This is a genomic window from Rubrivivax gelatinosus IL144, assembly GCF_000284255.1.
Lineage (GTDB): Bacteria > Pseudomonadota > Gammaproteobacteria > Burkholderiales > Burkholderiaceae_C > Rubrivivax > Rubrivivax gelatinosus_A.
This window is the reverse complement of record NC_017075.1, coordinates 2,516,119-2,541,688: the sequence shown is the minus strand read 5'-3', so window position 1 is coordinate 2,541,688 and position 25,570 is coordinate 2,516,119. Positions and strand designations below refer to the sequence as shown.

At 71.5% G+C, this 25,570-nt stretch carries 23 protein-coding genes; 16 read left to right on the top strand and 7 right to left on the bottom strand.

Annotated features, from left to right (window positions below; translation table 11 throughout):
• Entirely contained in the window at positions 1-1,056 is a 1,056-nt protein-coding gene (locus tag RGE_RS11750) for a cell division protein FtsZ (RefSeq protein WP_014428614.1), read from the bottom strand.
• A complete protein-coding gene (gene smc, locus RGE_RS11745; protein ID WP_014428613.1) occupies positions 1,053-4,568 on the bottom strand; it encodes a chromosome segregation protein SMC in 3,516 nt (1,171 codons plus the stop codon). The genes RGE_RS11750 and smc overlap by 4 nt, the downstream gene beginning before the upstream one ends.
• Positions 4,569-4,707: 139 nt before the next feature.
• On the opposite strand from smc, the gene queF reads away from it, so the two are divergent.
• Both queF and RGE_RS11735 read left to right on the top strand, forming a co-directional pair.
• Entirely contained in the window at positions 4,708-5,151 is a 444-nt protein-coding gene (gene queF / locus RGE_RS11740) for a preQ(1) synthase (protein WP_052310994.1), read from the top strand.
• Entirely contained in the window at positions 5,148-5,588 is a 441-nt protein-coding gene (locus tag RGE_RS11735) for an SET domain-containing protein (protein ID WP_014428611.1), read from the top strand. The genes queF and RGE_RS11735 overlap by 4 nt, the downstream gene beginning before the upstream one ends.
• Positions 5,589-5,723: 135 nt before the next feature.
• Here RGE_RS11735 and RGE_RS11730 read toward each other — a convergent pair whose 3' ends face one another.
• Positions 5,724-6,911, bottom strand: a complete 1,188-nt coding sequence (locus RGE_RS11730) for an acetyl-CoA C-acyltransferase family protein (RefSeq protein ID WP_014428610.1) — start codon at positions 6,909-6,911, stop codon at positions 5,724-5,726.
• Between the two features lie 110 nt (positions 6,912-7,021).
• On the opposite strand from RGE_RS11730, the gene dapC reads away from it, so the two are divergent.
• The 8 genes from dapC to RGE_RS11690 all read left to right on the top strand — a co-directional run bounded on the left by dapC (position 7,022) and on the right by RGE_RS11690 (position 15,275).
• Positions 7,022-8,218, top strand: a complete 1,197-nt coding sequence (dapC, locus tag RGE_RS11725) for a succinyldiaminopimelate transaminase (RefSeq protein ID WP_014428609.1) — start codon at positions 7,022-7,024, stop codon at positions 8,216-8,218.
• Positions 8,215-9,036 (top strand): 2,3,4,5-tetrahydropyridine-2,6-dicarboxylate N-succinyltransferase, encoded by an 822-nt coding sequence (gene dapD / locus RGE_RS11720; RefSeq protein ID WP_014428608.1) that lies wholly within the window; start codon positions 8,215-8,217, stop codon positions 9,034-9,036. Before dapC ends, dapD begins: the two co-directional genes overlap by 4 nt.
• Before the next feature lie 26 nt (positions 9,037-9,062).
• A complete protein-coding gene (locus RGE_RS11715; protein ID WP_014428607.1) occupies positions 9,063-10,259 on the top strand; it encodes a PilT/PilU family type 4a pilus ATPase in 1,197 nt (398 codons plus the stop codon).
• Positions 10,256-11,401 (top strand): succinyl-diaminopimelate desuccinylase, encoded by a 1,146-nt coding sequence (gene dapE / locus RGE_RS11710; RefSeq protein WP_014428606.1) that lies wholly within the window; start codon positions 10,256-10,258, stop codon positions 11,399-11,401. Before RGE_RS11715 ends, dapE begins: the two co-directional genes overlap by 4 nt.
• Positions 11,398-12,267 carry a 50S ribosomal protein L3 N(5)-glutamine methyltransferase gene (gene prmB / locus RGE_RS11705; protein WP_014428605.1) on the top strand — a complete coding sequence of 290 codons (870 nt, stop codon included), beginning with the start codon at positions 11,398-11,400 and terminating at the stop codon, positions 12,265-12,267. The genes dapE and prmB overlap by 4 nt, the downstream gene beginning before the upstream one ends.
• The gene (locus tag RGE_RS11700; RefSeq protein ID WP_014428604.1) at positions 12,264-14,246 is read left to right on the top strand and encodes an ABC-F family ATP-binding cassette domain-containing protein; all 1,983 of its coding nucleotides are present in this window, start codon (positions 12,264-12,266) and stop codon (positions 14,244-14,246) included. Before prmB ends, RGE_RS11700 begins: the two co-directional genes overlap by 4 nt.
• 95 nt (positions 14,247-14,341) lie before the next feature.
• Positions 14,342-14,803 carry a MarR family winged helix-turn-helix transcriptional regulator gene (locus tag RGE_RS11695; RefSeq protein WP_014428603.1) on the top strand — a complete coding sequence of 154 codons (462 nt, stop codon included), beginning with the start codon at positions 14,342-14,344 and terminating at the stop codon, positions 14,801-14,803.
• A 37-nt stretch (positions 14,804-14,840) separates the two neighbouring features.
• Entirely contained in the window at positions 14,841-15,275 is a 435-nt protein-coding gene (locus RGE_RS11690) for an organic hydroperoxide resistance protein (protein ID WP_014428602.1), read from the top strand.
• A gap of 7 nt (positions 15,276-15,282) precedes the next feature.
• On the opposite strand, the gene RGE_RS11685 is transcribed toward RGE_RS11690, so the two are convergent.
• Positions 15,283-16,227 carry an asparaginase gene (locus tag RGE_RS11685; protein ID WP_014428601.1) on the bottom strand — a complete coding sequence of 315 codons (945 nt, stop codon included), beginning with the start codon at positions 16,225-16,227 and terminating at the stop codon, positions 15,283-15,285.
• Positions 16,228-16,295: 68 nt separating this feature from the next.
• Between RGE_RS11685 and lexA the strand changes: the two genes are divergently transcribed.
• The 4 genes from lexA (at position 16,296) to RGE_RS11665 (ending at position 18,372) form a co-directional block, all read left to right on the top strand.
• Positions 16,296-16,991, top strand: coding sequence for a transcriptional repressor LexA (gene lexA, locus RGE_RS11680; RefSeq protein WP_014428600.1), 696 nt, complete (start codon positions 16,296-16,298; stop codon positions 16,989-16,991).
• Between the two features lie 5 nt (positions 16,992-16,996).
• Entirely contained in the window at positions 16,997-17,374 is a 378-nt protein-coding gene (locus tag RGE_RS11675) for a helix-hairpin-helix domain-containing protein (protein WP_232504921.1), read from the top strand.
• A gap of 234 nt (positions 17,375-17,608) precedes the next feature.
• Positions 17,609-18,007 (top strand): hypothetical protein, encoded by a 399-nt coding sequence (locus RGE_RS11670; RefSeq protein ID WP_014428598.1) that lies wholly within the window; start codon positions 17,609-17,611, stop codon positions 18,005-18,007.
• Positions 18,004-18,372 carry a hypothetical protein gene (locus RGE_RS11665; RefSeq protein ID WP_014428597.1) on the top strand — a complete coding sequence of 123 codons (369 nt, stop codon included), beginning with the start codon at positions 18,004-18,006 and terminating at the stop codon, positions 18,370-18,372. The genes RGE_RS11670 and RGE_RS11665 overlap by 4 nt, the downstream gene beginning before the upstream one ends.
• A gap of 6 nt (positions 18,373-18,378) precedes the next feature.
• Here RGE_RS11665 and msrA read toward each other — a convergent pair whose 3' ends face one another.
• Entirely contained in the window at positions 18,379-18,909 is a 531-nt protein-coding gene (gene msrA / locus RGE_RS11660) for a peptide-methionine (S)-S-oxide reductase MsrA (RefSeq protein WP_014428596.1), read from the bottom strand.
• 86 nt (positions 18,910-18,995) lie between these two features.
• On the opposite strand from msrA, the gene RGE_RS11655 reads away from it, so the two are divergent.
• Entirely contained in the window at positions 18,996-20,189 is a 1,194-nt protein-coding gene (locus RGE_RS11655; protein ID WP_014428595.1) for an acyl-CoA dehydrogenase, read from the top strand.
• A gap of 1 nt (position 20,190) precedes the next feature.
• Here the strand turns inward: RGE_RS11655 and RGE_RS11650 are convergent, their stop codons facing one another.
• Positions 20,191-20,970, bottom strand: a complete 780-nt coding sequence (locus RGE_RS11650; RefSeq protein ID WP_014428594.1) for an NAD(P)H-dependent oxidoreductase — start codon at positions 20,968-20,970, stop codon at positions 20,191-20,193.
• A gap of 68 nt (positions 20,971-21,038) precedes the next feature.
• Here RGE_RS11650 and RGE_RS11645 point away from each other — a divergent pair, with 68 nt between their 5' ends.
• Positions 21,039-21,962: a LysR family transcriptional regulator gene (locus RGE_RS11645; protein ID WP_043784018.1), complete on the top strand. Its 924-nt coding sequence runs from the start codon at positions 21,039-21,041 to the stop codon at positions 21,960-21,962.
• Here the strand turns inward: RGE_RS11645 and RGE_RS11640 are convergent.
• A complete protein-coding gene (locus tag RGE_RS11640; RefSeq protein WP_014428592.1) occupies positions 21,959-25,498 on the bottom strand; it encodes a DUF748 domain-containing protein in 3,540 nt (1,179 codons plus the stop codon). The genes RGE_RS11645 and RGE_RS11640 overlap by 4 nt on opposite strands.
• Positions 25,499-25,570: the final 72 nt, after the last annotated feature.

Genomic DNA, 25,570 nt, shown 5'->3' with positions numbered 1-25,570 from the left:
TCAGCTGAACAGCCGCCGCGCCGCGGGCGAGCCGGCGGCCAGATCCAGCTTTTCGAGCTGGCCGTAAAGCTGTTCGAGCTCGCGGCCGATGGCGTCGAAGGCGTGCAGCGTCACCGGCTGGCCCTGGTCGTCGACGACGGTGGCGTCCATCTCGTCGGCCAGCGTCGTCGTCAGGCGGTGCCAGGTCGGGAAGGGTTCGAGGCGCGCCTCGGTCTGCGGCACGTCCAGCGCCAGCGTGCAGTCGCGCACGGCGGCGAGCTGGCCGTCCTCGGCCAGCGCGGCCTGCGGGTCGAAGCTCAGTACCAGCATCGGCGGCGCGCCGGCTTCCGCGCCCGGCAGCACCAGCCGCCCGGGCAGCGAACCCGGCACGAAGCCGTGGCGCTTGGCGGTCTGCTGCAGATAACCCACGGACCAGGCGACGTGGTTGGAGCGCAGCGTCACCGCCAGCTGGGCGTCCAGCGGGCTGGCCAGGCCGTCGAGTTCACGCGCGCGGGCCACGACTTCCAGCATGTCGGGGAAGTCGGGCATCGCGCCGACGGCCTCGCAGAAGGCCTGGACCTTCTGCACGAACTCGGAGTACTCGATCTCGTTGAGCGCGCCGCTGCGGCTGGCCAGCTGCACGCCGGCCTGCAGCTCGCCGTAGCGGTGGCCGGCGCGCGGCTGCTCCCAGTCGCCGGTCTCGGTATCCAGGCCTTCGACGTAGAAGGGCTTGGTGCCGGCGCGGCGCGACGGCGGCAGGTGCGAGAGCACGAAGTCGCCGGTGACAGGCGACTCCAGCGTCATCGGCACGATGGCGTCGATCAGCGCGTCCAGGCGTGCCGGGCGGCGGGTGGCCGCGGGCGGGTGATGGGGCGCCGGCGTGCCGTCCAGCGTCGGCTCGTCGGACGCATCGCCGGAGGCCGGCGCGCTGCCCAGGCCGGGTTCGACGCGGTCGGGCGCGTCGGGCTGGGCGTCGGCGCGGCGCGGGCCGGCGCGACGGGTGGAAAGCCAGCCCTGGACGATCAGGGCAACGAGAACGAGGCCGCCGACGAGGGCGAGTGCCGTGGTGAGGGTCATGCCGCTTCGGCGAAGCCGATGGCCGCTTCCATGTCGACGGCGACGATGCGCGAGACGCCCTGCTCCTGCATCGTCACGCCGATCAGCTGTTCGGCCATCTCCATCGCGATCTTGTTGTGGCTGATGAAGAGGAACTGGGTGCCCGCGCTCATCTCGGTGACGAGGTTGCGGTAACGCTCGGTGTTGGCGTCGTCCAGAGGTGCGTCGACTTCGTCGAGCAGGCAGAACGGCGCCGGGTTGAGCTGGAAGATCGCGAACACCAGCGCGATCGCGGTCAGCGCCTTCTCGCCGCCGGACAGCAGGTGGATGGTGCTGTTCTTCTTGCCCGGCGGCTGCGCCATCACCTGCACGCCGGCGTCGAGGATCTCGTCGCCGGTCATCACCAGCCTGGCCTGGCCGCCGCCGAACAGCGACGGGAACATGCGCCCGAAGTGCTCGTTGACCTGGTTGAAAGTGCTGCCCAGCAGGTCGCGCGTCTCCAGGTCGATCTTTCGGATCGCGTCTTCCAGCGTGGTGATGGCTTCGGTCAGGTCGGCGAGCTGGGCGTCGAGGAAGGTCTTGCGCTCGCGCGAGGCGGTGAGTTCGTCAAGCGCGGCGAGGTTGACGGCGCCCAGCGCCGCGATCTCGCGGTTGATGCGGTCGATCTCGGACTGCAGGCCCCAGAGCTTGACGCCGCCCTGCTCGATGCCGGTGGCCAGCGCCTCCAGGTCGACCTCAGCCGCCTGCAGCTGCTCCAGGTACTGCGCGCCGCCCAGCTGTGCCGCCTGCTGTTCGAGCTGCAGCTTGGTGATCTGCTCGCGCAGCGGCGCCATGCCCTGCTCCAGCCCCAAGCGCTGCTCGTCGGCGCGGCGCATCTGCGCCGACAGGTCGTCGTAGCGGCTGCGGGCGGCGCCCAGCTCGCGTTCGCGCTCCAGGCGCAGCGACAGCGCTTCCTGCAGCCCGGCTTCGGCTGCGGCGTCGTCGAAGCCGGCGAGTTCGCTGCGGATCTGCTCGGCGGCCTGCTCGTTGGCGGCGATCTGCGCACCGGCGGTTTCCAGCGCACGCTGCAGCTCGTCGCGGCGCGCGGCCAGCGAGCGCGCCTGGAAGCGCGCTTCCTGCGCCTGGCGCTCCAGCGCTCGCTGCTGCTCGCGCGCGTCGGCCAGGCGGCGGTCGGCGGCGATGACCTCGTCTTCGAGGTCGGCGTGGCGCTGCTGGGCCTCGCCGAGCTCGACGTCGAGTTCCTCGAAACGCGCTTCGCCGACGGCGCGGCGCTCCTCGATGGCCTCCATCTGGGCATCGATCTCGGCGAGCTCGTCGCCCAGCTGCTCGCGGCGCTGCAGCGCGGCCTCGGCCTGCTGGCTCAGGCGCAGCAGCTCGACGTGCAGCGCGTGGGCGCGGTTCTGCGCTTCGGCGGCTTCGCGGCGCGCGGCGGCCAGGCGGCCGCTGGCGTCGGTGTAGGCGGCTTCCAGGCGCACGGACTGGGTGCGCGTCTCTTCGGCGATCAGTGTCTGCGCGCGCTGCTGGCGGTCGAGGTTCTCGATCTCCTGGGCCCGCGCCAGCAGGCCGGCCTGCTCGGAGTCGGGCGCGTAGAAGGCGACGGCGAACTGGCTGACGGCGTGGCCTTCGCGCGTCATGACGACCTCGCCGTGCGTCAGCTGGCCGCGCAGGGCTAGCGCCGCGTCCAGCGAGTCGGCGGTGTAGACGCCTTCGAGCCAGTCGCCCAGCAGCGCCTTCAGGCCGGCGTCGCCCAGGCGCAGCAGGTCGGACAGCCGCGGCAGCGTGGCGTGCGTGCTGGCGATGGCGCCCGAGGGCAGCGCGTAGAAAGCCAGCTTGGCCGGCGGAGCGTCGGCGGCGAAGGCGCGCACGGTGTCGAGCCGGCCGACGGCCAGCGCGTTCAGGCGCTCGCGCAGCGCGGCTTCCAGCGCCGTCTCCCAGCCGGGTTCGATGTGCACCTGGCGCCACAGGCCCTGCATGCCGGTGAGGCCGTGGCGCTCCAGCCAGGGCTTGAGCTTGCCTTCGGTCTGCACTTTTTCCTGCAGCGTGCGCAGCGCCTCCAGACGCGCGGCGATGTCGGCCTGCTTGGCGTTCTCGCGGTTGACGGCGGTCTGCGCGGCGCGGCGCTGCTCGTCGAGCGCCGGCACCTGCTCGGACAGTTCGTGCAGCCGGCCTTCGGCTTCCTCATGGCGCTCGGCGGCGACGGCTTCGTCCTCGCGCAGCGCGTCCAGGCGCGCGGTGTCGGGCGCCTGCAGCTGCTGGCGCTCGCCGGCCAGGCGCTCGCGGCGCGTGCGCAGCTGGCGCGCCTGCTCGTCGAGGTTGCGGCTGTCGGCGGCCAGCACCTGGATCTGCTGCTGCACCTGGGTGACGGCGTTGCGCTGGCGGTTGGCGTCGGCCTGGGCGGCGCGCAGGCCGTCTTCCAGCGCCGGCAGTTCCAGCCCCTGGTCCTCGGCCTGGGCGACGAGCACGTCGGCCTCTTCCTCGGCGGCGACGATCTGTCCGGCGATGTCTTCCAGCTCGGCTTCGGCGGCGGCCTGGCGCTCGCGCCAGCCTTCGTTCTGCGCGTCGAGTGCGGCCAGGCGCTGCTCGGCACGCTGGCGGCCGTCGACGACATAGCGGATGCGTTCCTCGAGCCGGCTCACTTCCAGTGCCGCTTCGGACAGCGAACCCTGGCGCGCGTGCAGCTCGTCGCTGGCTTCGTAATGCGCCTGGCGCAGCTGCTCCAGCTCGGCCTCGACGTGGCGCAGCTCGGCCATGCGTTGCTCGAGCACGTTGGTCGCGGCCAGCACCGCGGTCTTGACACGTTCTTCCTCGCCGGCGGCGTCGCGCGCCTTCAGGAACCAGAGCTGGTGCAGCTTGGTCGTGCCGTCGTCCTGCAGCCGGCGGTAGGCGGCGGCGACCTCGGCCTGCTTCTCCAGCTTCTCGAGGTTGAGGTTCAGCTCGCGCAGGATGTCTTCGACCCGCGTCAGGTTCTCGCGCGTGTCCTTCAGCCGGTTCTCGGTCTCGCGGCGGCGTTCCTTGTACTTGGAGACGCCGGCGGCCTCTTCGAGGAACAGGCGCAGTTCCTCGGGGCGGCTCTCGATGATGCGGCTGATCGTGCCCTGGCCGATGATGGCGTAGGCGCGCGGGCCCAGGCCGGTGCCCAGGAACACGTCCTGCACGTCGCGCCGGCGCACCGGCTGGTTGTTGATGAAGTAGCTGGAGGTGCCGTCGCGCGTCAGCACGCGCTTGACGGCGATCTCGGCGAAGGCGTTCCACTGGCCGCCGGCACGCGCCGAAGCGTTGTCGAAGACGAGCTCGACGCTGGCCCGGCTGGCGGGCTTGCGCTGGCCCGAGCCGTTGAAGATCACGTCCTGCATCGACTCGCCGCGCAGTTCGCTGGCCTTGCTCTCGCCGAGCACCCAGCGCACCGCGTCCATGATGTTGCTCTTGCCGCAGCCGTTCGGGCCGACGACGCCGACACGCTGCCCGGGCAGCTGGAAGGTGGTCGGTTCGGCGAAGGACTTGAAGCCGGCGAGCTTGATCTGGTTCAGTCGCATCGAGGCGGCCGCTGGCGGCGGGTCAATACACGCAAGTGCTTGATCTACATGGCAAAACGCGCTCGACGGGGGAGCGCGCTGGTGGCCGGATGATAGCATCGCGCCCCTTTCCCCCCGGCCCCGCCGCCCCCGAACTCCGATGGCCCGCACCCCCCCCCGCCAGCGCACCGCCCCCGCGGTGCCGCCCACCCAGCCCAGCAAGGAACTGCAGGTCTTCCCGAACCCGGCACCCGAACGCGACTACGTGATCCGCTTCGACGTGCCCGAGTTCACCTGCCTGTGCCCGCTGACCGGCCAGCCCGACTTCGCCCATTTCACGATCGAGATCGTGCCGGACAAGCTGTGCGTCGAGCTGAAGAGCCTGAAGCTCTATTTCTGGAGCTACCGCAACGAAGGCGCGTTCCACGAGAAGGTGACCAACACCATCCTCGAGGACCTGGTGAAGGCCATCAAGCCGCGGTTCCTGCGCATCCACGGCAACTGGTTCGTGCGCGGCGGCATCGGCACCCACGTCACCGTCGAACACCGCGCCAAGGGCTGGAAGCCGGCCGCGCCGGTCGTGCTACCGGCGCCGCAGGCGTGAACGTGCCGGAGGCGCCGCGCGTCGAACGCCGGCCCTACCAGAAGTACGCGGTCGAGGTCGCTGTCAGCACCATCGACGGCCACGGTGTCTTTGCCGCCGAGGCCATCCCCGAGCGCGTGAAGATCGGCGAGATCCGCGGCGAGGCGCTGAGCGTCGAGCAGGCGCGCATCCGCGCGACGCGTCACGAACGCATCATGATCGTCGAGCTGTCGCCCAAGCGCGCGATCGACTTCACGCTGTCGACCGACCCGATGCGCTACACCAACCACAGCTGCCGGCCCAACGCCCGGCTGGTGCTGGACAACGGCCGCGTAGAGTTCTTCTCGCTGCGCGCCATCGCCCCGGGTGAGGAGATCACCGTCGACTACGGCGAGACGCACCACGGCGGCACGCTGCCGTGCCGCTGCGGCGCGCCCGGCTGTCGCGGGGCGCTGTAACTGACAGGCCTGCGGCGCCGCGGCAGTCGGCTGCGCACTCGCCAGCGCATCAAGCGGACGCCGTGGCCCGGCTTTGCCGGGTCACTGGCGGCGCCCCCTTGAGGGGGGAGCGCCGAAGGCGCTCCGGGGGGGGCCTTAGACCTTCTCGAATGCGGCGGCGATGCCCTGGCCGCCGCCGATGCACATCGTCACCAGCGCGTAGCGGCCGCCGATGCGGCGCAGCTCGTGGATCGCCTTGGTGGTGATGATCGCGCCGGTGCCGCCGATCGGGTGGCCCAGCGAGATGCCCGAGCCGTTGGGGTTGACCTTGGCCGGGTCGAGGTCGAGCTCCTTGGACACCGCGCAGGCCTGGGCGGCGAAGGCCTCGTTGGCTTCGATGACGTCGAAGTCGCCGACCTTGAGCCCGGTGCGCGCCAGCAGCGCACGCGTCGCCGGCACCGGGCCGATGCCCATGATCGCCGGCTCGACGCCGGCGTGGGCGTAACCCACGAACCGCGCCAGCGGCGTCAGCCCGTGCGCCTTGACGGCCTCGGCGCTGGCCAGCACGACGGCCGCGGCGCCGTCGTTGATGCCCGAGGCGTTGCCGGCGGTCACCGTGCCGTCCTTCTTGAACGCCGGCTTCATCTTCGCCAGCCCCTCCAGCGTCGTGCCCGGCTTGACGTGCTCGTCGGTGTCGAAGACGACCTCGCCTTTGCGGGTCTGCTGCACCACCGGGATGATCTGCTCGCGGAAGTAGCCGGCCTCGATCGCCGCGGCGGCGCGGCGGTGGCTTTCGACCGCCAGCGCGTCCATCTGCTCGCGCGTGATGCCGAAACGTTCGGCGACGTTCTCGGCGGTGATGCCCATGTGCACCTTGTGGAACGGGTCGTTCAGCGCGCCGACGACGAAGTCCAGGATCTGCGCGTCGCCCATGCGGGCGCCCCAGCGCGCGCTGGGCATCAGGTAGGCGCCGCGCGACATGTTCTCGGCGCCGGCGCCGACCGCCAGCTCGCAGTCGCCGAGCGTGATCGCCTGAGCCGCCGAGACGATGGCCTGCAGCCCCGAGCCGCAGAGCCGGTTGACGTTGAAGGCCGGCGTCTCCTGCGGCAGCCCGGCGCCCATGGCGGCGACGCGGCTGAGATAGGCGTCGCGCGGCTCGGTGGGCACGACGGTGCCCATCGCCAGGTGGCCGATGGCGGCCGCCGGGGCGCCGGAACGCTCCAGCGCGGCCTTGACGGCCAGCGTCGCCAGTTCGGACAGCGGCAGGTCCTTGAGGGCACCGCCGAAGGTGCCGATCGCGGTGCGGGCGGCGGAGACGACGAAGATCTCGCGCGGAAGGCTCATGAGCTTCTCCTGTCAGGGTGGACGGGGACATCGTGCCGGAATCGGCAGCGGAAAGTCGCGACCGATTGTGGCCGCCGGCCGCGCCATCCCCCTCCGGGATAATCCGCGCCATGAACCCGTTGCTGGCCCGCCTGAACCCCTACCCTTTCGAGCGTTGGCGCGAGCTGACGCGCGGTCTGGTGCCCAACCCGGCGCTGCGATCCATCAATCTGGGGATCGGCGAACCCAAACACCCGGCGCCGGCGCTGCTCGAAGAAGCGCTTGTGGCCAACCTGAAGTCGTTGGCCGCCTATCCGGCGACCGCCGGCGAGCCGGCGCTGCGCGAAGCCTGCGCCGCCTGGCTGGGCCGGCGCTACGGCATCACGGTCGACGCGGCGAGCCAGGTGCTGCCGGTGCTGGGCTCGCGCGAGGCGCTGTTCTCCTTCGCGCAGACGGTGATCGACCCGACGCGCGAGAGCGCCACGGTCGTCTGCCCCAACCCGTTCTATCAGATCTACGAAGGCGCGGCGCTGCTGGCCGGCGCACGCACGGCCTTTGCGCCCAGCGACCCGGCGCGCAACTTCGCCGCCGACTGGTCGGCGATCGACGACGCGACCTGGGCCACGACGCAGCTGCTCTACGTCTGCTCGCCCGGCAACCCGACCGGCGCGGTGATGCCGCTGGACGAATGGGCGCGGCTGTTCGAGCTGTCGGACCGCCACGGCTTCGTCATTGCCAGCGACGAGTGTTATTCGGAGATCTATTTCCGCGACGAAGCGCCGCTGGGCGGGCTGGAGGCGGCGGCGAAGCTCGGCCGCAGCGACTTCCGCAATCTCGTCGCCTTCACCAGCCTGTCCAAACGCAGCAACGTGCCCGGGCTGCGCTCGGGCTTCGTCGCCGGCGACGCCGCGCTGCTGAAGGCCTTCCTGCTCTACCGCACCTATCACGGCAGCGCGATGAGCCCGCTGGTGCAGCGCGCCAGCGTCGCCGCCTGGAACGACGAGGCGCACGTCGTCGCCAACCGCGAGGCCTACCGACAGAAGTTCGCCGCCGTCACGCCGCGGCTGGCCGGCGTGCTCGACGTCGCGCTGCCCGACGCCGGCTTCTATCTCTGGGCCGCGGTCCCCGGCGGCAACGACGTCGCCTACGCCCAGGGCCTGCTCGCTCAATACAATGTGACCGTCCTGCCCGGCAGCCTGCTGGCGCGCAGCGCGCAGGGCCGCAACCCCGGCGCCGGCCGCGTCCGCATGGCGCTCGTCGCCCCGCTCGAGGAATGCCTCGAAGCCGCCGACCGCATCGTTTCCTACACCGAAAGCCTCACCCGATGACGACCCAGCTCCAAGCCACCATCGACCTCGCCTGGGAACGGCGTGCCGAGATCAACGCCGTCAACGCCCCCGAGGTGCGCGAGGCCGTCGAGCACGTGATCGACGAACTCGACGCCGGCCGCCTGCGCGTGGCCGAACGCCAGGCCGTCGGCCAGTGGACCGTCAACCAGTGGGTCAAGAAGGCGGTGCTGCTGTCCTTCCGCCTCAACGACAACCGCCTGATGCAGGCCGGCGAGCTGAGCTTCTTCGACAAGGTCGAGACCAAGTACGGCGGTGCCGACGCCGAGGCCATCCGTGCCACCGGCGTGCGCGTCGTGCCGCCGGCGGTGGCCCGCCGCGGCAGCTTCCAGGCCAAGAACGTCGTGCTGATGCCCAGCTACGTGAACATCGGCGCCTACGTAGACGAAGGCACGATGGTCGACACCTGGGCGACGGTGGGCTCCTGCGCGCAGATCGGCAAGAACGTGCACCTGTCGGGCGGCGTCGGCATCGGCGGCGTGCTCGAGCCGCTGCAGGCCAACCCGACGATCATCGAGGACAACTGCTTCATCGGCGCACGCTCCGAAGTCGTCGAAGGCGTGATCGTCGAGGAGAACTCGGTGATCTCGATGGGCGTGTTCATCAGCCAGAGCACCAAGATCTACAACCGCATGACCGGCGAAGTGAGCTACGGCCGCGTGCCGGCGGGCTCGGTGGTCGTCAGCGGCTCGCTGCCGGCGGCCGACGGCAGCCACAGCCTGTACTGCGCGGTGATCGTCAAGCAGGTGACGGCGGCGACGCGCGCCAAGACCAGCATCAACGAGCTGCTGCGCGCCTGAAGACGCGCAGCGACGGGAGGATCGGCATGTCGGGCAACATGGAGCGCGTGCTGCGCCTGATGGCGGAGAAGAACGCCTCCGACGTCTACCTGTCGGCGAACACGCCGATCCTCATCAAGATCCACGGCCAGATCCTGCAGCTGTCGGACCAGCTGCTGAGCCCGACGCAGACGCGCCAGTTGCTGGCCGAGCTGCTGACGCCGCACCAGCTCGAGGAGCTGGACGACACCGGCGAGCTGAACGTCGGCATCGGCATCCCGCGGGTCGGCAGCTTCCGGCTCTCGGCCTTCAAGCAGCGCGGCACCGTCGCCGCGGTCTTCCGCTGCATCCCGCACCAGATCCCGGCGCTGGACACGCTGGGGCTGCCGCCGCTGCTGTCGCAGCTGGTCACCGAAAAACGCGGCCTGATCCTGATGGTCGGCGCCACCGGCACCGGCAAGAGCACGACGCTGGCGTCGATGCTGGAGTGGCGCAACCAGCAGGTCACCGGCCACATCCTGACGATCGAGGACCCGATCGAGTTCCTGTTCTCGAACAAGAAGTCCATCGTCAACCAGCGCGAGGTCGGCCGCGACACGCAGAGCCTGCAGATCGCGCTGAAGAACGCGCTGCGCCAGGCGCCCGACTGCATCATGATCGGCGAGATCCGCGACCGCGAGACGATGACCGCGGCGACCTCGTACGCGCTGTCGGGCCACCTGGTGCTGGCGACGCTGCACGCGAACAACAGCTACCACGCGCTGGGCCGCATCCTGTCGTTCTACACGCCCGAGGCGCGGCCGACGCTGCTGTCGGACCTGTCCTCCGGCCTGCGCGCGGTGATCTCGCAGCGCCTGCTGCGCGCCACCACCGGCGGCCGCGTGCCGGCCGTCGAGGTGCTGCTCAACACCAAGCTGGTGTCCGAGCTGATCGAGAAGGGCGACCTCGCCGGCGTCAAGGAAGCCGTCGAGAAGTCGATCGCCGAAGGCTCGCAGACCTTCGAGCAGGACCTGGCGCGATTGATCAACGAAGGCGTCATCACGCGCGATGAAGGCCTGGCCTACGCCGACTCGCCGACCAACCTGCTGTGGCGCCTGCAGAACGCGCCCGCTGGCGGCGCCCCCGCCAAAGCCCCGCCGCCCAAGCCTGCCGACGAGCTGGAGCCGGCCAGCTTCACCGAGATCACGATCGACGTGCGCCCCGAGGACGGCCGCGGCGGCGGCGCCCCCTGGAGCGTGCGATGAACGACGCGCTGCGCCTGGCCGAGCAGCTGATCGCTCGGCGCTCGGTCAACCCCGACGACGCCGGCTGCCAGGCACTGATCGCCTCGCGCCTGGCGGCGCTGGGCTTCGAGTGCGAGACGCTGGTCTGCGGCCCGGAGAACTTCCGCGTCACCAACCTTCTGGCGCGCCGCACCGGCGGCCTGCCGGGCCCGGTGCTGGCCTTCGCCGGCCACACCGACGTCGTGCCGACCGGCCCGCTGGAGCGCTGGACGAGCGACCCCTTCGTGCCCAGCCACCGCGACGGCCGGCTCTACGGCCGCGGCGCCGCCGACATGAAGAGCTCGCTGGCGGCGATGGTCGTCGCCGTCGAGGAGTTCGTCGCCGCGCAGCCGCGCCACGCCGGCGCGATCGCCTTCCTGCTGACCAGCGACGAAGAGGGCCCGTCGGTCGACGGCACCGTGCGCCTGGTGGAGCTGCTGCAACAGCGCGGCGAACGCCTGGACGCCTGCATCGTCGGCGAGCCGACTTCGGTCTCGCGCCTGGGCGACATGGTCAAGAACGGCCGCCGCGGCTCGCTGTCGGGCCGGCTGACGGTCATCGGCAAGCAGGGCCACATCGCCTACCCGCAGCTGGCGAAGAACCCGATCCACGTCTTCGCGCCGGCGCTGGCCGAGCTGGCGGCGATGCGCTGGGACGAGGGCAACGCCTTCTTCCCGCCGACGAGCTGGCAGGTCAGCAACCTGCACGGCGGCACCGGGGCGAGCAACGTCATCCCGGGCGAACTGGTCGTCGACTTCAACTTCCGCTTCAGCACCGAGTCGACGCCCGAGTCGCTGCAGGCTCGGGTCGCCGAAGTGCTGGCGCGCCACGGCGTCGAGCACCGGCTGGAGTGGACGCTCTCCGGCCGCCCCTTCCTGACGACACCCGGCCCGCTGATCGCCGCGCTGGGCGCGGCCATCACAGCCGAATGCGGCGTCGAGCCCGAGCTCAGCACCACCGGCGGCACCTCCGATGGGCGTTTCATCGCCGCGATCTGCCCGCAGGTCGTCGAGTTCGGGCCGCTCAACGCCACCATCCACCAGATCGACGAACACGTCGACGCGGCCTCGGTCGAGACGCTGAAGAACGTCTACCGCGGCACGCTGAAAAACTTCTTTCCATGACCCTGATCGAGCTGATCGAGACCTCCAGCGCCCGCCTCGCCGAGGCGGGCGTTTCGTTTGGGCACGGCACCACCAACGCCTTCGACGAAGCCGCCTGGCTCGTGCTGTGGAAGCTGGGCCTGCCGCTGGACGCGCTGGACGAACACGCCGCGCGTGAACTGTCGGCGGCTGACGTCGCCGCCTGCGAGACGCTGCTGGCCGAGCGCATCGCCACGCGCAAACCCGCCGCCTACCTGACCGGCGAAGCCTGGCTGCAAGGCGTGCCCTTCACCGTCGACGAACGTGTCATCGTGCCGCGTTCGCTGATCGCCGAGCCCTTGGCCGACGGTGCGATCGACGCCTGGCTCTCGGACCAGACGCGGCGCGTGCTGGACCTGTGCACCGGCAACGGCAGCCTGGCCGTGCTGGCCGCGATGGCCTGGCCCGAGGTCGAGGTCGACGCGACCGACCTCAGCGCCGACGCGCTGGCGGTTGCCGCGATCAACGTCGAGCGCCACGGCCTGCAGTCGCGCATCCGCCTGCGCCAGGGCGACGGTCTGGCGGCGGCCGACGGCGTCTACGACCTCGTGCTCTGCAACCCGCCCTACGTCAACCGCACATCGATGCAGGCGCTGCCGCCCGAGTACCGCGCCGAGCCGGCGCTGGCGCTGGACGGCGGCGACGACGGCATGGACTTCGTGCGCACGCTGCTGGCCGCGCTGCCGGCGCATCTGTCGCCGCACGGCGTGCTGGTGCTGGAGATCGGCCACGAACGCGCGCATTTCGAAGCCGCGTTCCCGCGCCTCGAGGCCGTCTGGCTGGAAACCAGCGTCGGCGAGGACCAGGTGCTGCTGCTGACCGCGCAGGCGCTGGAGGCCGGCCTGTGATCACGCTGCGCAACATCACGCTGCGACGCGGCGTCAAGGTCGTGCTGCAGAACGCCAACCTGGTGCTGCAGCCGGGCGAGAAGGTCGGCCTGATCGGCCGCAACGGCGCCGGCAAGTCCAGCCTGTTCGCGCTCCTGACCAACCGCCTGCAGGCCGACACCGGCGACGTCGAGATCCCGCCGCGCTGGCGGCTGGGCGAAGTGGCGCAGAACATGCCCGAGACCGAGGACGGCGCGACCGACTTCGTGCTCCAGGGCGACATCCCGCTCGTGGAGGCGCAGACCGCGCTGGCCGCGGCCGAAGCCTCCGGCGACGGCCACGCCATCGCCGAAGCCCATATGCAGCTCGACGAAGCCGGCGCCTTCGACGCGCGCTCGCGCGCCCAGGCGCTGCTGCTGGGCCTGGGTTTTCGCAGCGACCAGCTCGACGCGCCGGTCAACAGCTTCTCCGGCGGCTGGCGCATGCGGTTGCAGCTGGCGCGCGCGCTGATGTGCCCGGCCGACCTGCTGCTGCTCGACGAACCGACCAACCACCTGGATCTGGACGCCCTGGTCTGGCTGGAAGCCTGGCTCAAGCGTTTCGACGGCCTGATGGTCGTCATCAGCCACGACCGCGAGTTCCTCGACGCCGTCACCAAGGTCACGGTGCACCTCGACGAATGCACGCTGACGCGTTACGGCGGCAACTACAGCGCCTTCGAGGAGATGCGCGCCGAGCGCCTGGAACAGCAGCAGGCCGCCTACAGCAAGCAGCAGGATCGCATCGCCCACCTGCAGCGTTTCATCGACCGCTTCAAGGCCAAGGCGACCAAGGCCAAGCAGGCGCAGAGCCGGGTCAAGGCACTGGCGCGCATGGAGAAGCTGGCGCCGGTGCTGACGGCCAGCGACTTCGAGTTCGAGTTCCGCGAGCCGGTGAGCCTGCCCAACCCGATGCTGTCGCTGGACGGCCTGGTCTGCGGCTACGGCAGCACGGCCATCGTGCAAGGTGTCAGCCGCTCGGTGCTGGCCGGCCAGCGCATCGGCATCCTGGGCGCCAACGGCCAGGGCAAGTCGACGCTGGTGAAGACCATCGCCCATGCGCTGGCGCCGCTCGCGGGCCGCATGACCGAAGGCAAGGGCCTGGTCATCGGCTACTTCGCGCAGCAGGAGCTGGACGTGCTGTCGCTGGACGACGGCCCGCTGATGCACATGGTGCGGCTGGCGCGCGACGTCGGCCCGGCGGCGCGCGAGCAGGAACTGCGCGACTTCCTCGGCCGCTTCCGCTTCACCGGCGACATGGTCACGCAGGCCGTGGGTTCGCTGTCGGGCGGCGAGAAGGCACGCCTGGTGCTGGCGATGCTGGTCTGGCAGCGCCCCAACCTGCTGCTGCTCGACGAGCCGACCAACCACCTGGACCTGACGACGCGCGAGGCGCTGTCGATCGCGCTCAACGAGTTCGAAGGCACGGTGATGCTGGTCAGCCACGACCGCGCGCTGCTGCGCGAGACCTGCGACGAGTTCTGGCTGGTCAGCCGCGGCGGCGTCGAGCCCTTCGACGGTGACCTCGACGACTACCAGCGCTGGCTGCTGGAGGTCTCGCGTGCCACGGCGCGTGGCCAGGAACCGCCGCCGCCGCCGCGGCCGGCGGCCTTCGTCCCGGCGACGCCGGTGGAGAGCAAGGCCGCACAGCCGGCGCGTCCGGCGCCCCAGCCGAGCGGCGACCGCCGCGAAGACCGCAAGCAGGCCGCGCAGGCCCGCCAGGCGCTGGCCAACCGCACGCGCCCGTTGCGCAACGAGCTGGCGCAGATCGACACCCGGCTGGAGAAGCTGGGCGCCGAACGCGCCGAACTCGAGGCCCAGCTCGCCAGCGGCACGATGTCCGGCGCCGAGATCGCCGAAGCGGGCCGGCGCCTGAACCACGTCGCCGCCGAGACCGGCATGCTCGAGGAACGCTGGCTCGAACTGCAGACCGAGATCGAGTCGCTTCAAGCCGAAAACTGAGTTCGATGCCGGCGCGGCCGGCATCAACCCTTCGGCCGGTCGGCGTATCAAGTTGTGCGCAACCGAGTTGCGCGCAACTGGCTACAGTGCGGCCCATGGCCTCGACCGACGCCCCCGCCCTGCTGCCACTGGAACGCCAGCTCTGCTTCGCTCTGTACGCGGGCTCGCTGGCGATGACGCGGCTGTACCGCCCGCTGCTCGAACCGCTCGGCCTGACCTACCCGCAGTACCTGGTGATGCTGGTGCTGTGGCACGAAGGCCGGCAGACGGTGTCGGGCATCGGCGAGCGACTGGACCTGGAGTCCGGCACGCTGACGCCGCTGCTGCGCCGGCTGGAACGCGCCGGGCTCGTGCGCCGCGAGCGCGACGAAACCGACCAGCGCCGCGTGCACGTCGAGCCCACCGAAGCCGGCCGCGCGCTGCAAGCCCAGGCGGTCGAACTGCAAGGCCGGCTGCTTGCCGGTGTCGACTGCGACGCCGCCGAACTGGCGGTGCTCGTCGAGCGTGTGCAGGCCCTGCGCCGGCGCATCAACGAATCCCTTCCCCGCGCGGCCTGAGGCCGCCCTTCACGACGTAACCCCAAGGAGACTTTCCATGGCCATCGAAAAAGCGCTCTACACCGCCCGCGGCACCGCCACCGGCGGCCGCACCGGCACCGCCAAGTCCGACGACGGCCGCCTGGACATCCAGCTGTCGACGCCCAAGGCGCTGGGCGGCGACGACGGCGCCGGCACCAACCCGGAGCAGCTCTTCGCCGCGGGTTACGCCGCCTGCTTCATCGGCGCGCTGAAGGCCGTCGGTGCCCGCCACAAGAAGGCGATTCCCGCGGACGCCTCGATCAACGCCGAAGTCTCGATCGGCCCGCACGCCGGCAAGCCGGGTGCGTTCGGCATCGCCGTCGCGCTGACGGTGTCGCTGCCGGGCTTCGACAAGAGCGAAGCCGAGGCGCTGGTCGCCGAGGCGCACGAGGTCTGCCCGTACTCCAACGCGACGCGCGGCAACGTCGACGTCGCGCTGTCGGTCGCCTGACGGCGGCTCAGGCGCGGCGCGCCAGCAGGTCCAGCATCAGCTCAATGCGCGCCTGCGCCGGTGTCGCCGCGCCGTAGTGCGGCAAGGCGCCGTCGGTCGTGCCGACGACGCCGCCTGCCAGGCAGCGCGAGGCGCGCACGACGGCCACCCCGGCCGCCAGCGCCCGCGCCGCCGCTTCACGCAGCGCCGTGTGCACCGTGCCGTTGCCGGTGCCGGCGATCACCAGGCCTTGCACACCGTCGGCCACCAGCGCATCGACGATGCGCCCGCTGGCACCGGCATGGCTGGTGACGATCTCGACGCGCGGCCATCGGCCGGGCGGCACCTCGCCGACCGGTGCGGGATGCAACTCAGGCGCCGGCCAGTCGCGCAGCCGGCGGAAAGCACCGTCTTCGACGAGCGCCACGGCTCCGGCGTCACCCGCCGAGAAGGCGTCGAGCTGCCAGCCGTGCAGCTTGCGCAGCTCGCTCCCTGCGTAGACCTTGCCGCCGAAAGCGACCAGCACGCCGCGGGCGCCGGGCTCGCGCGCCAAACGCACGGCGTCGAGCAGGTTCTGCGGGCCGTCGGGCGACGGCGCGCTCGCCGGGCGCATCGCCGCGGTCAGCACCACCGGCTTGGGCGCGGCCAGCGTGCGGTGCAGGAACCAGGCGGTCTCCTCCAGCGTGTCGGTGCCATGCGTGACGACGATGCCGGCGAACTCGGGCCGCGCCAGCCGCGACTGCAGCTCGCGGAGCAGCAGCGCCCAGGTCGCGTGGCCCAGGTCGCAGCTGTCCAGCCGCGCCAGCGTCCAGGTCTCCAGCGCCTCGCCGGCCAGCGCCGGCACGGCGGCGGTGAGCTGTTCGGCCGACAGCGCGCCGGCGTCGTAGCCGACGAGATCGTCGCCGCGCGCCGCCGTGCCGGCGATCGTGCCGCCGGTGGCGACCAGCGCGACGACACGCGATTCGCTTTGCATTCCGTGGTCCTCTGGATGAAAATACAGTGATCTGGATGAATCTCCAGTCTCAAAGACCGGATCACGCGATGGACGACAGCCCCAAGCTCACGCCGCGACAGCAGCAGATCCTCGACCTCGTGCAAAGCGCGATCGAGCGCACCGGCGCCCCGCCCACCCGGGCCGAGATCGCCGCCGAGCTGGGCTTCCGTTCGGCCAACGCGGCCGAGGAGCACCTGCAAGCCCTCGCACGCAAAGGCGTCATCGAACTCGTCGGCAACACCTCGCGCGGCATCCGGCTGAAGTCTGACACACTGCGTGCGCTGGCCGAGGCGCGCATGTCGCAGCACGGCAAGCAGTTCAGCCTGCCGCTGCCCAGCCTGGCGCAGCTGACGCTGCCGCTCGTGGGCCGAGTCGCCGCCGGCAGCCCGATCCTGGCGCAGGAACACATCGACCAGAGCTACGTCGTCGAGGCCTCGCTGTTCCAGCGCAAGCCCGACTACCTGCTCAAGGTGCGCGGCATGAGCATGCGTGACGCCGGCATCATGGACGGCGACCTGCTCGCGGTGCAGAAGGCGCACGAGGCCAAGAACGGCCAGATCGTCGTCGCGCGCCTGGGCGACGACGTCACCGTCAAGCGCTTCCGCCGCACCAAGGCCGCGATCGAGCTGATCCCCGAGAACCCCGATTTCCAGACCATCGTCGTGCCGCTGGAAGGCAGCGACCAGGGTTTCGAGCTCGAGGGCATCGCGGTCGGCCTGATCCGCAACACGATGCTGATGTGAGCGTGATGGCCGCGCCCTACGCCCGTCGCACGCTGCCCTCGGCGCCGCCGCGGCCGGGGCCGGCGCGCCCGCCACGGGCGCCCAAGGCACCGCGGCCGCTGAAGGCTCGCACGGCCGACGAATGCGAACTGCTCGAGCAACTGCCCAACATCGGTCCGTCGATCGCCGGTGACCTGCGCCAGCTCGGCATCCTGCACCCGCGTGAACTGGCCGAGCGCGACGCGCTGGCGCTGTACCGCGCGCTCTGCGAAGCCACCGGCAAGCGCCAGGATCCTTGCGTGCTCGACACCTTCATGGCCGCCGTCGACTTCATGCGCGGTGCCGAGCCGCGCCCCTGGTGGACCTACACCGCCGAACGCAAGGCGGTCTACGGCGCGGTCTGAGCACCGGCCGTTGACGCGGGCGGCCACGCTGCCGCCACGCCACTTCTCCCTCTCGAAAGATCGCCTCGGCTGTCGTCGGCAGCCGGCTGGTTCACTCCTGCCCGGCTGATGAACGGCGAATGAACTGACCGGCTTCGTGGCCCTTGTTCGGGCCTTAACGCGTTGCCCGGCTGACCACAATGCACTTAAGCCGTGCCATTCGTGGCCGATATCACGTTCATGACCAGTTCCAGCATGTTGCCCCGCAGCGCATCCCGACCCGCCGACAGCGTCGGCTTCGGTCGCGCGCCGGTGCCGCCGCCGTCGCTGCGCACCGCGCCGACCGCGGCCTGGGACCGTTTCGTCTTCTGGCTCACCGCCCCGGCGGCGCTGGACGCGGCGCCGCCGCTGAGCCAGCTGCCGGTCGCACGCCAGGAGTTCGTCGACTCGTTGCTGGATCTGCAAGGCTCCGACGTCCACCAGCTGTCCGAACGCATCCAGCAGGCGCGCACGCTGCGCGAACTCTGGCATCTGCGCGCCGACCTCTACCGCGTCGTCGCGCTGCACCGCAGTCAGTCCGAGGCCGAACGCCGCCTCGCCCGCCTCAACGGCCATTTTCCGAAGCGCGGTCGCTCGCGCCTGATGCCGCTGTGAACCGCCCTGCCCTGCACGCCGTCGAACGTCCGCGCCTGCCGGTGCACCCGGTAGTCGGCGCCGTCGCGCTGGCCGGCCCGCGCCTGGCGCGGCTGGCCGCACGCCGCGCCTTCGTGACGACGAAACACGATTTCCTCGTCGCCGCCGAAGAACTCGACGGTTCCCACGGCGAATGGGTGCGGCGCCAGGTGCGCTCCGCCGAGCAGCCGTCGGACCTGTGGCTGCTGCGCGGCACGGTGTTCGCCGCGCTGGCCTCGGCCGGCAAGTCGGAACTCGAGCCCCTGCTGCGCGGCAGCCTGGCGACGCTGTTTCCCTACGGCCAGCCCGAGACCGACTTCCTCTGCACGACCGGCCTGCCGCGCTGAGCGCGCTCAGCCGCGCACGCGTTCGCGGAAGGTCTTGCGGAACTTCTCCACCTTCGGCGCGATGACGTAGGCGCAGTAGCCCTGCTGCGGGTGCTGCGCGAAGTAGTGCTGGTGATAGGCCTCGGCCGGCCAGTAGTTGTCTTCGGGCGCGAGTTCGGTGACGACCCGCCCGCCCAGCGCCCGGTCGGCCTCGGCGTGCACCTCGCGCACCACCGCTTCCTGCTCCGGCGTGTGCCAGTAGATCGCCGAGCGGTACTGCGGGCCGACGTCGTTGCCCTGGCGGTCGCGGGTCGTCGGGTCGTGCACGGTGAAGAAGATCTCGAGGATCTCGCGCAGCGAGATGCGCTCGTCGTCGAAGCGCACGCGCACGACCTCGGCGTGGCCGGTGCGGCCTTCGCAGACCAGCTCGTAGCTCGGCTGGCGCAGCTGGCCGTTGCTGTAGCCCGACTCGACGCCGAGCACGCCGTCGACCAGTTCGTACACCGCCTCGACACACCAGAAGCAGCCGCCGCCCAGCGTGATCGTCTGCACCGCCATCTCTGCAAGCTCCTTGTCGCAGCGGTGACGGGCCGCCACGGCCCGGTCCTTACACTGCGGGCTGGATTATCCGGAGACGAGGACACATGCAGCGCTTCCAGTGGGATGACCCTTTTCTGTTCGAGCAGCAGCTCGCCGAGGACGAACGTGCGGTGCGCGACGCGGCGCGCGACTACTGCCAGGACAAGCTCCAGCCGCGGGTGCTGAGCGCGGCGCGCGAGGAGCGTTTCGACCGCGAGATCCTGTCCGAGATGGGCGCGCTCGGCCTGCTCGGCTGCACGATCGAAGGCTACGGCTGCGCCGGCCTGAACCACGTCAGCTACGGCCTGGTGGCGCGCGAAGTCGAGCGTGTCGACTCGGGGTACCGCAGCGCGATGAGCGTGCAGAGCTCGCTGGTGATGCACCCGATCCACGCCTACGGCAGCGAAGAACAGCGCCAGAAGTACCTGCCCAAGCTCGCGACCGGCGAATGGGTCGGCTGCTTCGGCCTGACCGAACCCGACCACGGCAGCGACCCGGCGAGCATGGCCACCCGCGCCCGCCCGGTCGACGGCGGCTACGTGCTGAGCGGCTCGAAGATGTGGATCACCAACAGCCCGATCGCCGACGTCTTCGTCGTCTGGGCCAAGGAGACCGACGCCCAGGGCGCCGCCGGCGGCCAGGAGGCGATCCGCGGCTACATCCTCGACAAGGGCATGAAGGGCCTGTCGGCGCCCAAGATCGAAGGCAAGATGAGCCTGCGCGCCTCGATCACCGGCGAGATCGTGATGGATCAGGTCTTCGTGCCGGCCGAGAACAAGCTGCCCGGCGTCGCCGGCCTCAAGGGCCCGTTCGGCTGCCTGAACAAGGCGCGCTACGGCATCGCCTGGGGGGCGCTGGGCGCGGCCGAGTTCTGCTGGCACGCCGCACGCCGCTACACGCTGGAGCGCAAGCAGTTCGGCCGGCCGCTGGCGCAGAACCAGCTGATCCAGAAGAAGCTCGCCGACATGCAGACCGAGATCACGCTGGGCCTGCAGGGCTGTCTGCGTGTCGGCCGGCTGATCGACGAAGGCCAGGCGGCGCCGGAGATGATCAGCCTGATCAAGCGCAACAGCTGCGGCAAGGCGCTGGACATCGCGCGTCTGGCGCGCGACATGCACGGCGGCAACGGCATCCACGACGAGTTCCACGTCATCCGCCACATGATCAACCTCGAGACGGTGAACACCTACGAGGGCACGCACGACGTGCATGCGCTGATCCTGGGCCGCGCGCAGACGGGGCTGCAGGCCTTCTTCTGAGTCAGCGGCGGACGTGGATGCCCAGGCCCGACTCGCCCGGCGCGAGTTCGGGCCGCAGTTCCAGCTCGGGGATGTGGTAGTCGCCGAGGTTCTGGCGCCGGAAGGCGATCGGCTCGGTGGTCCACAGCGCGTCCAGCCGCTCGCCCAGCGCCGCGCTGGCCTGGGCGAAACCGGCCTCGTCGATGCGGCTGCTGCGGTAGATCACATGCGGTGGCAGCACCTCGAAACCCGGGTAGAACAGGATGCCGTGCTGGATCGGGAACAGGATGTCGTCGATCGGCCCGTTGATGCCGCGCGGCGCGTAGTGCGAAGCCCAGCCGCCGGTCGTCACGACCAGCATAGCGCGCTTGCCGGCGAGCGTGCCTTCGCCGTAGCGGTCGCCCCAGTGCGTGTCCGAATGTTCGCCGACGCCGTAGGCGAAGCCGCAGGCGTAGACCCGGTCGACCCAGCCTTTGAGGATCGCCGGCATCGAGAACCACCACAGCGGGAACTGCAGGATCAGCGCGTCGGCCCAGCGCAGCTTGGCCTGCTCGGCTTCGATGTCGGCGCTCTGGCTGCCGGTGTCGAAGGCACGTTTGGAGTTCGCCGAGGCGTCGAAACGCGCGCCGGGCAGGTGGGCGCGGTCGTCGTCGGCGTCGAGCGCCGCTTTCCAGCGCATCGCGTACAGGTCGGAGACCTGGACTTCGTGGCCGGCGCTCTGCAGGCGCTGCACGGCGAAATCCTTCAGCGCGCCGTTCAGAGAGCGCGGCTCGGGGTGGGCGTAGACGATCAGGACTTTCATGCGTCGTTTTCCATCGGAGGATGCGACGCACGATAGGCAGGCCGGGCGTATATTGGAAATGAATTGCAATGACGCCTGGTATAGCCGTGGAAGATAGCCTGAGGCGTTTGGACCTCAACCTGCTGGTCACGCTCGACGCCCTGCTCGCCGAACACAACGTGACACGAGCCGCCGCGCGCCTGCATCTGTCGCAGCCGGCGGTCAGCGTGCAGCTCGCCAAGCTGCGCGAAGCTTTCGCCGACCCGCTGCTGCTGCCCGGCCCTCGCGGCATGCGGCCGACCGCGCGTGCGCTGGAGCTGCGCCAGCCGCTGCACGAGGCGCTGGCCGCGCTCGGCCAGGCGATCGCGCCGTCGGCCGCCTTCGACCCGGCGCACGCGACCCACACCTGGCGCGTCGCGGCCACCGACTACGGCGCCTCGACGATCGTGCTGCCGGCGCTGGCCCGGCTGCGCGCCGCGGCGCCGGGCACGCGTCTCGCGGTGCTGGAACTGAAACCGCCGGCGCTCACCCGCCAGCTGGAACAAGGTGAACTCGATCTCGCCTTCCACGCCGCGGAGCTGGCGCCGCCCGACCTGCGCCGCCGGCCGCTGTTCCAGGAACGCTACGTGCTGGTCGCCCGCGCCGGCCACCCGAGCCTCATGCGGCAGCCGACGCTGGCCGAGTTCTGCGCGCTGGAACACGCCATCGTCTCGCCAGACGGCGGCGGCTTCCAGGGTGCCACCGACCAGGTGCTGGCGGCGCAAGGCCTGGCGCGGCGCGTCGTGCTGTCGGTGCCGCACTTCCTGTTCCTGGAAGCGGCGCTGGCGGCCAGCGATCTGGTGGCGATGCTGCCGGCGCGCCAGCTGCGCCCGGGCAGCACGCTGCAGGTCGTGGCGCCGCCGCTGGAGCTGCCCGGCTTCGAGATGCTGATGCTCTGGCACGAGCGCCTGCACCGCGACCCGGCGCACCAGTGGCTGCGCGAGCAGGTCGCGGCTGCGGTGGCAGCGGCTTAAGGCATTTCCAGCGACAGCTCGACCTGCGGTGTCCAGCCGGTCTGGCCCTCGGCCGCGTCGAGCTTGGGCGCAGCGAGGAACAGGCGCTCGGCCGGCAGGCCGCGAGCGACCAGCGCCTCGCGCACCGCGACGCCGCGGCGCAGCGCCAGGTCGCGCGCGACGTCGGCGTCGACCGACACCGCGGCCTTCAGCAGCGCTTCCATCTCCGCCGGCGGGATGTCCTTGGCCAGGCCGATCAGGTTTCGTGGTTTGTTCGGCAGCCGGGTGTCGGCGTAGACGCGGCGCAGCGTGCGTTCGCGCTCCTCGGTGGCCGGAACGGCGGCGCCGGGGCCGACGCCGCGCGAACGCGCGCGCTCCCGCGCTTGCTCGCTGCGCAGCCGCTCTTCCAGCGTCGCGGCCTGGATCGCGTCGTGCTCGGCCGTCGCGTCGGCGGCCCCGGCCACCGTGGTCTGCAGCGCCGGGCGGTCCTTCAGCGCCTGGGCGATGCGATCCAGCGCCTCCTCGGCCGACGGTGCCAGCGTCGCGGTGCCGGGCAGGAACTCGACCGCGCCGGTCTCGTCGCCACCGCCGCCGGAGAGCAGCGCGAACGGCGAGGTCACCGCCTTGACCAGCAGGTTGCCGATGACCTTCAGCACCAGGCCGAAGACGCTGAACTCGGGGTCGTTGATCGAGCCGCTGATCGGCAGGTCGACGTCGATGACGCCGTTGCGGTCGGCCAGCAGCGCCAGCGCCAGCCGCACCGGCAGCTTGGTCGCCACGGGGCTGTCGACCGGGTCGCCGAAAGTCAGCTGGTTCAGCACGATGCGGTTGCGGGCCTGCAGCCGGCCGTCGGCGTCGACGCGGTAGGCGACGTCCATGCTGAGCTTGCCGCGTTCGATCGCATAGCCGGCGTACTTGCCGGCGTAAGGCGACAGCGGCGCCAGTTCCAGGCCGCTGGCCTTGGCGGCGATGTCCAGCGCCAGCGGGTCGGCGGTCGGGTTCAGCGCGCCGCGCAGCTCCAGCGTCGCGGTGTCGGCGGCGCGGCCGGTGATCTCCAGCGTCGCCATCTCGCGTGTGCCCGAGCGCAGCCGGCCGAGCTTGCCGTTCAGCTCGCTCAGCGAGGCCGAGTAGTTGGGCTGGATGAAACGGTCGCGGAAGTCGACACGGCCGTCGACGAACTCGACGCCGGCGATGTCGAGTTCCAGCGGCGCGGCAGGCGAAGACGTGGCGGCGGGTGTCGCCGGCGCCGGTGCATCGCCGCCGCGCACGTCGCGCAGGTTCAGCCGGCCTTCCGGCGTGACGACCAGGCGCGAGAAGAAACGCGACAGCCGCACCGGGCCGGTGGCCAGACGCGTCGGCTGGCCCGGCGCCATGGACGCCGCCAGCGACTCGACGCGCAGCGACTGCCAGGCGAGCAGCTCGTCGCCGGCCTCGTCGTCGTCGCCACGCGCCAGCACGCGCAGGTCGGCGAGCATCGCATTGCCGCGCAGCGACAGCGCCGGCCCGGCGTCCAGCATCCGGAACTCGGTATCGCCGCGCCAGCCGAGTTCGGCCCGGCGCACCAGCACCGGCAGGCGCTCGCGCCAGTACGGTTCGGCCACCTGCAGCGGCAGCCGCGCGACGCTGACGCGGCCGCGCCAGGCCAGCGGCTGCAGCGCCAGCGTGCCCTCGGCCTGCAGCCGGCCGGGCGTCGGCGCCGGCGTGCCCGGCTCGTGGTCGGGCACGAGGTTCAGCGACAGGTCCAGCGAGGCCGGGCGTTTGCCGGACGGCCACTGCAGATCACGCGCCTTCAGCGCCAGCGCCTGCAGCGCGAAGCCGACCGGCGCCGGCGTCGCGGCGTCGGCCAGATGCAGCGAGCCGGCGGAGACCGACAGCGACTTCAGGCTGGCCTGCCAGCCCGGGCCGCGGTCGGCCGTGGCCGGGGTGCCGGCGGGCTTGAGCATCGCCAGCACGTTCCACTGCCCACGTGCGTCGCGCGCCAGGTCCAGCGCCGGGTTCTCCAGCGCCAGCGAGTCGACGGCGACGCGGCGCGCGCCCAGGTCGGCCTGCACACCGGCCAGCTTCAGCGCCGCCAGCCGCTGGCGGCCCCAGCGCAGGTCCTCGACCGCCGCCTGCGGTAGCTTGACGAGCAGGCGGCCGGGCTCACCCGCCGCCCAGTCCACTTCGGCGCGGCCACCGAGCCGGCCCGACGGTGTCTCGGTGAGCGCCGAGCGCAGATACGGTGCCGCCGCCGCGAGCTGCAGTCCCTCGACCTCGACGCCGAGCGCGGCCGAAGCCGTCGACAGCTTGCCGTCGAGCTTCAGCCGGCCGAGTTCGGCGCCGCCGTCGCCCGCGGCGGCGAGCCGCAGGCTGCCGGACAGCGGAGCCGGTGCCGGATCGGCGCTGGACAGGCGGCCGACCTGCAGCGACAGCTCGCGCGCCTCCAGCGAAGCCGCCGGGCGCAGCGACGCGTCTTCCCAGTGCAGGGTCGCCGCGCGCAGCGCGCTCGAGCCGACGCTCCAGCGCCAGGCCGGTGCCGCTGGCTGGGCTGCGGCAGGGGCGCCGCCCAGCGCGGCCAGTTCCAGCCGCCCGGCGGCATCGCGGCGCAGATGCAGCACGGCCGAGTCCAGCACCACCGAGCGCAGCGCCACGACCCGCTCCAGCGGGCGCAGGTCCTCGATCTCGACGGCGAGCGACTTCCAGGCCACCAGCGGCGCGCCGTCGGGGCGGCGCAGCGCCAGGCTGGCGAGCGTCGCCTGGCCCTGCAGCGACAGCTGCGCCGGCTGCCCGGCCGGCTGGGCGAATCGCAGCTCCAGCTTGCCCGAGAGCACGCCGCCCTGCCCCCGCAGCGGCAGGCTGCGCGGCAGATAAGGCCACAAAGAGTCCAGCGCCAGCGCCGGCAGGTCCACCGTGATCGTGCTGACGCGCTCGGCCGAGAACGGCCGGCTGCGGCCTTGCAGATGCAGCGGGCTGCCGTCCAGGCGCAGCGACAGCCGCGGTTCGACCTCGGCCTGCACCTGGTCGGGTTCGTTCGAGACGAATGGCAGCCCCAGCGAGACCGCGTCGACGAGGTGGCGCTGGCCTTCGGGCCGGTCGTCGAAACGCAGGCTGCCGTCGCGCAGGCTCAGGTTGTAGAGCGCGAAACGCGCTGGCGGGGTGCCTGGCGCCGAGGGCTCGCTGAGCCGCTCGATCAGGTCGTCGACGTCGTAACGGCCTTCGGCGGTGCGTGCCAGCCGCAACGACGGCGAATCGAGGTCCAAGGCCTCGATGACCGGGATCCGCGCCCACAAGGAGCGCGAGGACAGGTTCAGCGCCAGTCGTTCGACGCGCGCCTGCGGGCTGCGGTCGGCGTCGCCGGCCGCGGCGTCGAGCACCAGACCGCGCAGTTCGAGCGTCAGCGTCAGCGGGGAGAACGACACCGACTCGACGTGCAGGCCGCGGCCCAGCAGCGCGCTGCCTTGTTGTTCGAGCTGCGCCTTCACCAGGCGCGGTACGGCGATCCAGGCCACCAGCGCCAGCAGCACGGCGCCTGCGAGCAGCGTGGCCGCGAGACGCGTCCAGCCGCCCGTCTTCTTCATTCTCGCGAGCATGGGGCGATGATGCCCCAGCCGCAGGCGGCGACAATGCCGCGCCTCCCCCCGACCCGTCCC

Coding starts and splice junctions, on each gene's coding strand:
- RGE_RS11750 (WP_014428614.1), bottom strand. CDS start 1,056: ATGACCCTCACCACGGCACTCGCCCTCGTCGGCGGCCTCGTTCTCGTT.
- smc (WP_014428613.1), bottom strand. CDS start 4,568: ATGCGACTGAACCAGATCAAGCTCGCCGGCTTCAAGTCCTTCGCCGAA.
- queF (WP_052310994.1), top strand. CDS start 4,708: ATGGCCCGCACCCCCCCCCGCCAGCGCACCGCCCCCGCGGTGCCGCCC.
- RGE_RS11730 (WP_014428610.1), bottom strand. CDS start 6,911: ATGAGCCTTCCGCGCGAGATCTTCGTCGTCTCCGCCGCCCGCACCGCG.
- dapC (WP_014428609.1), top strand. CDS start 7,022: ATGAACCCGTTGCTGGCCCGCCTGAACCCCTACCCTTTCGAGCGTTGG.
- dapD (WP_014428608.1), top strand. CDS start 8,215: ATGACGACCCAGCTCCAAGCCACCATCGACCTCGCCTGGGAACGGCGT.
- RGE_RS11715 (WP_014428607.1), top strand. CDS start 9,063: ATGTCGGGCAACATGGAGCGCGTGCTGCGCCTGATGGCGGAGAAGAAC.
- dapE (WP_014428606.1), top strand. CDS start 10,256: ATGAACGACGCGCTGCGCCTGGCCGAGCAGCTGATCGCTCGGCGCTCG.
- prmB (WP_014428605.1), top strand. CDS start 11,398: ATGACCCTGATCGAGCTGATCGAGACCTCCAGCGCCCGCCTCGCCGAG.
- RGE_RS11695 (WP_014428603.1), top strand. CDS start 14,342: ATGGCCTCGACCGACGCCCCCGCCCTGCTGCCACTGGAACGCCAGCTC.
- RGE_RS11690 (WP_014428602.1), top strand. CDS start 14,841: ATGGCCATCGAAAAAGCGCTCTACACCGCCCGCGGCACCGCCACCGGC.
- RGE_RS11685 (WP_014428601.1), bottom strand. CDS start 16,227: ATGCAAAGCGAATCGCGTGTCGTCGCGCTGGTCGCCACCGGCGGCACG.
- lexA (WP_014428600.1), top strand. CDS start 16,296: ATGGACGACAGCCCCAAGCTCACGCCGCGACAGCAGCAGATCCTCGAC.
- RGE_RS11675 (WP_232504921.1), top strand. CDS start 16,997: ATGGCCGCGCCCTACGCCCGTCGCACGCTGCCCTCGGCGCCGCCGCGG.
- RGE_RS11670 (WP_014428598.1), top strand. CDS start 17,609: ATGTTGCCCCGCAGCGCATCCCGACCCGCCGACAGCGTCGGCTTCGGT.
- msrA (WP_014428596.1), bottom strand. CDS start 18,909: ATGGCGGTGCAGACGATCACGCTGGGCGGCGGCTGCTTCTGGTGTGTC.
- RGE_RS11655 (WP_014428595.1), top strand. CDS start 18,996: ATGCAGCGCTTCCAGTGGGATGACCCTTTTCTGTTCGAGCAGCAGCTC.
- RGE_RS11650 (WP_014428594.1), bottom strand. CDS start 20,970: ATGAAAGTCCTGATCGTCTACGCCCACCCCGAGCCGCGCTCTCTGAAC.
- RGE_RS11645 (WP_043784018.1), top strand. CDS start 21,039: ATGACGCCTGGTATAGCCGTGGAAGATAGCCTGAGGCGTTTGGACCTC.
- RGE_RS11640 (WP_014428592.1), bottom strand. CDS start 25,498: ATGAAGAAGACGGGCGGCTGGACGCGTCTCGCGGCCACGCTGCTCGCA.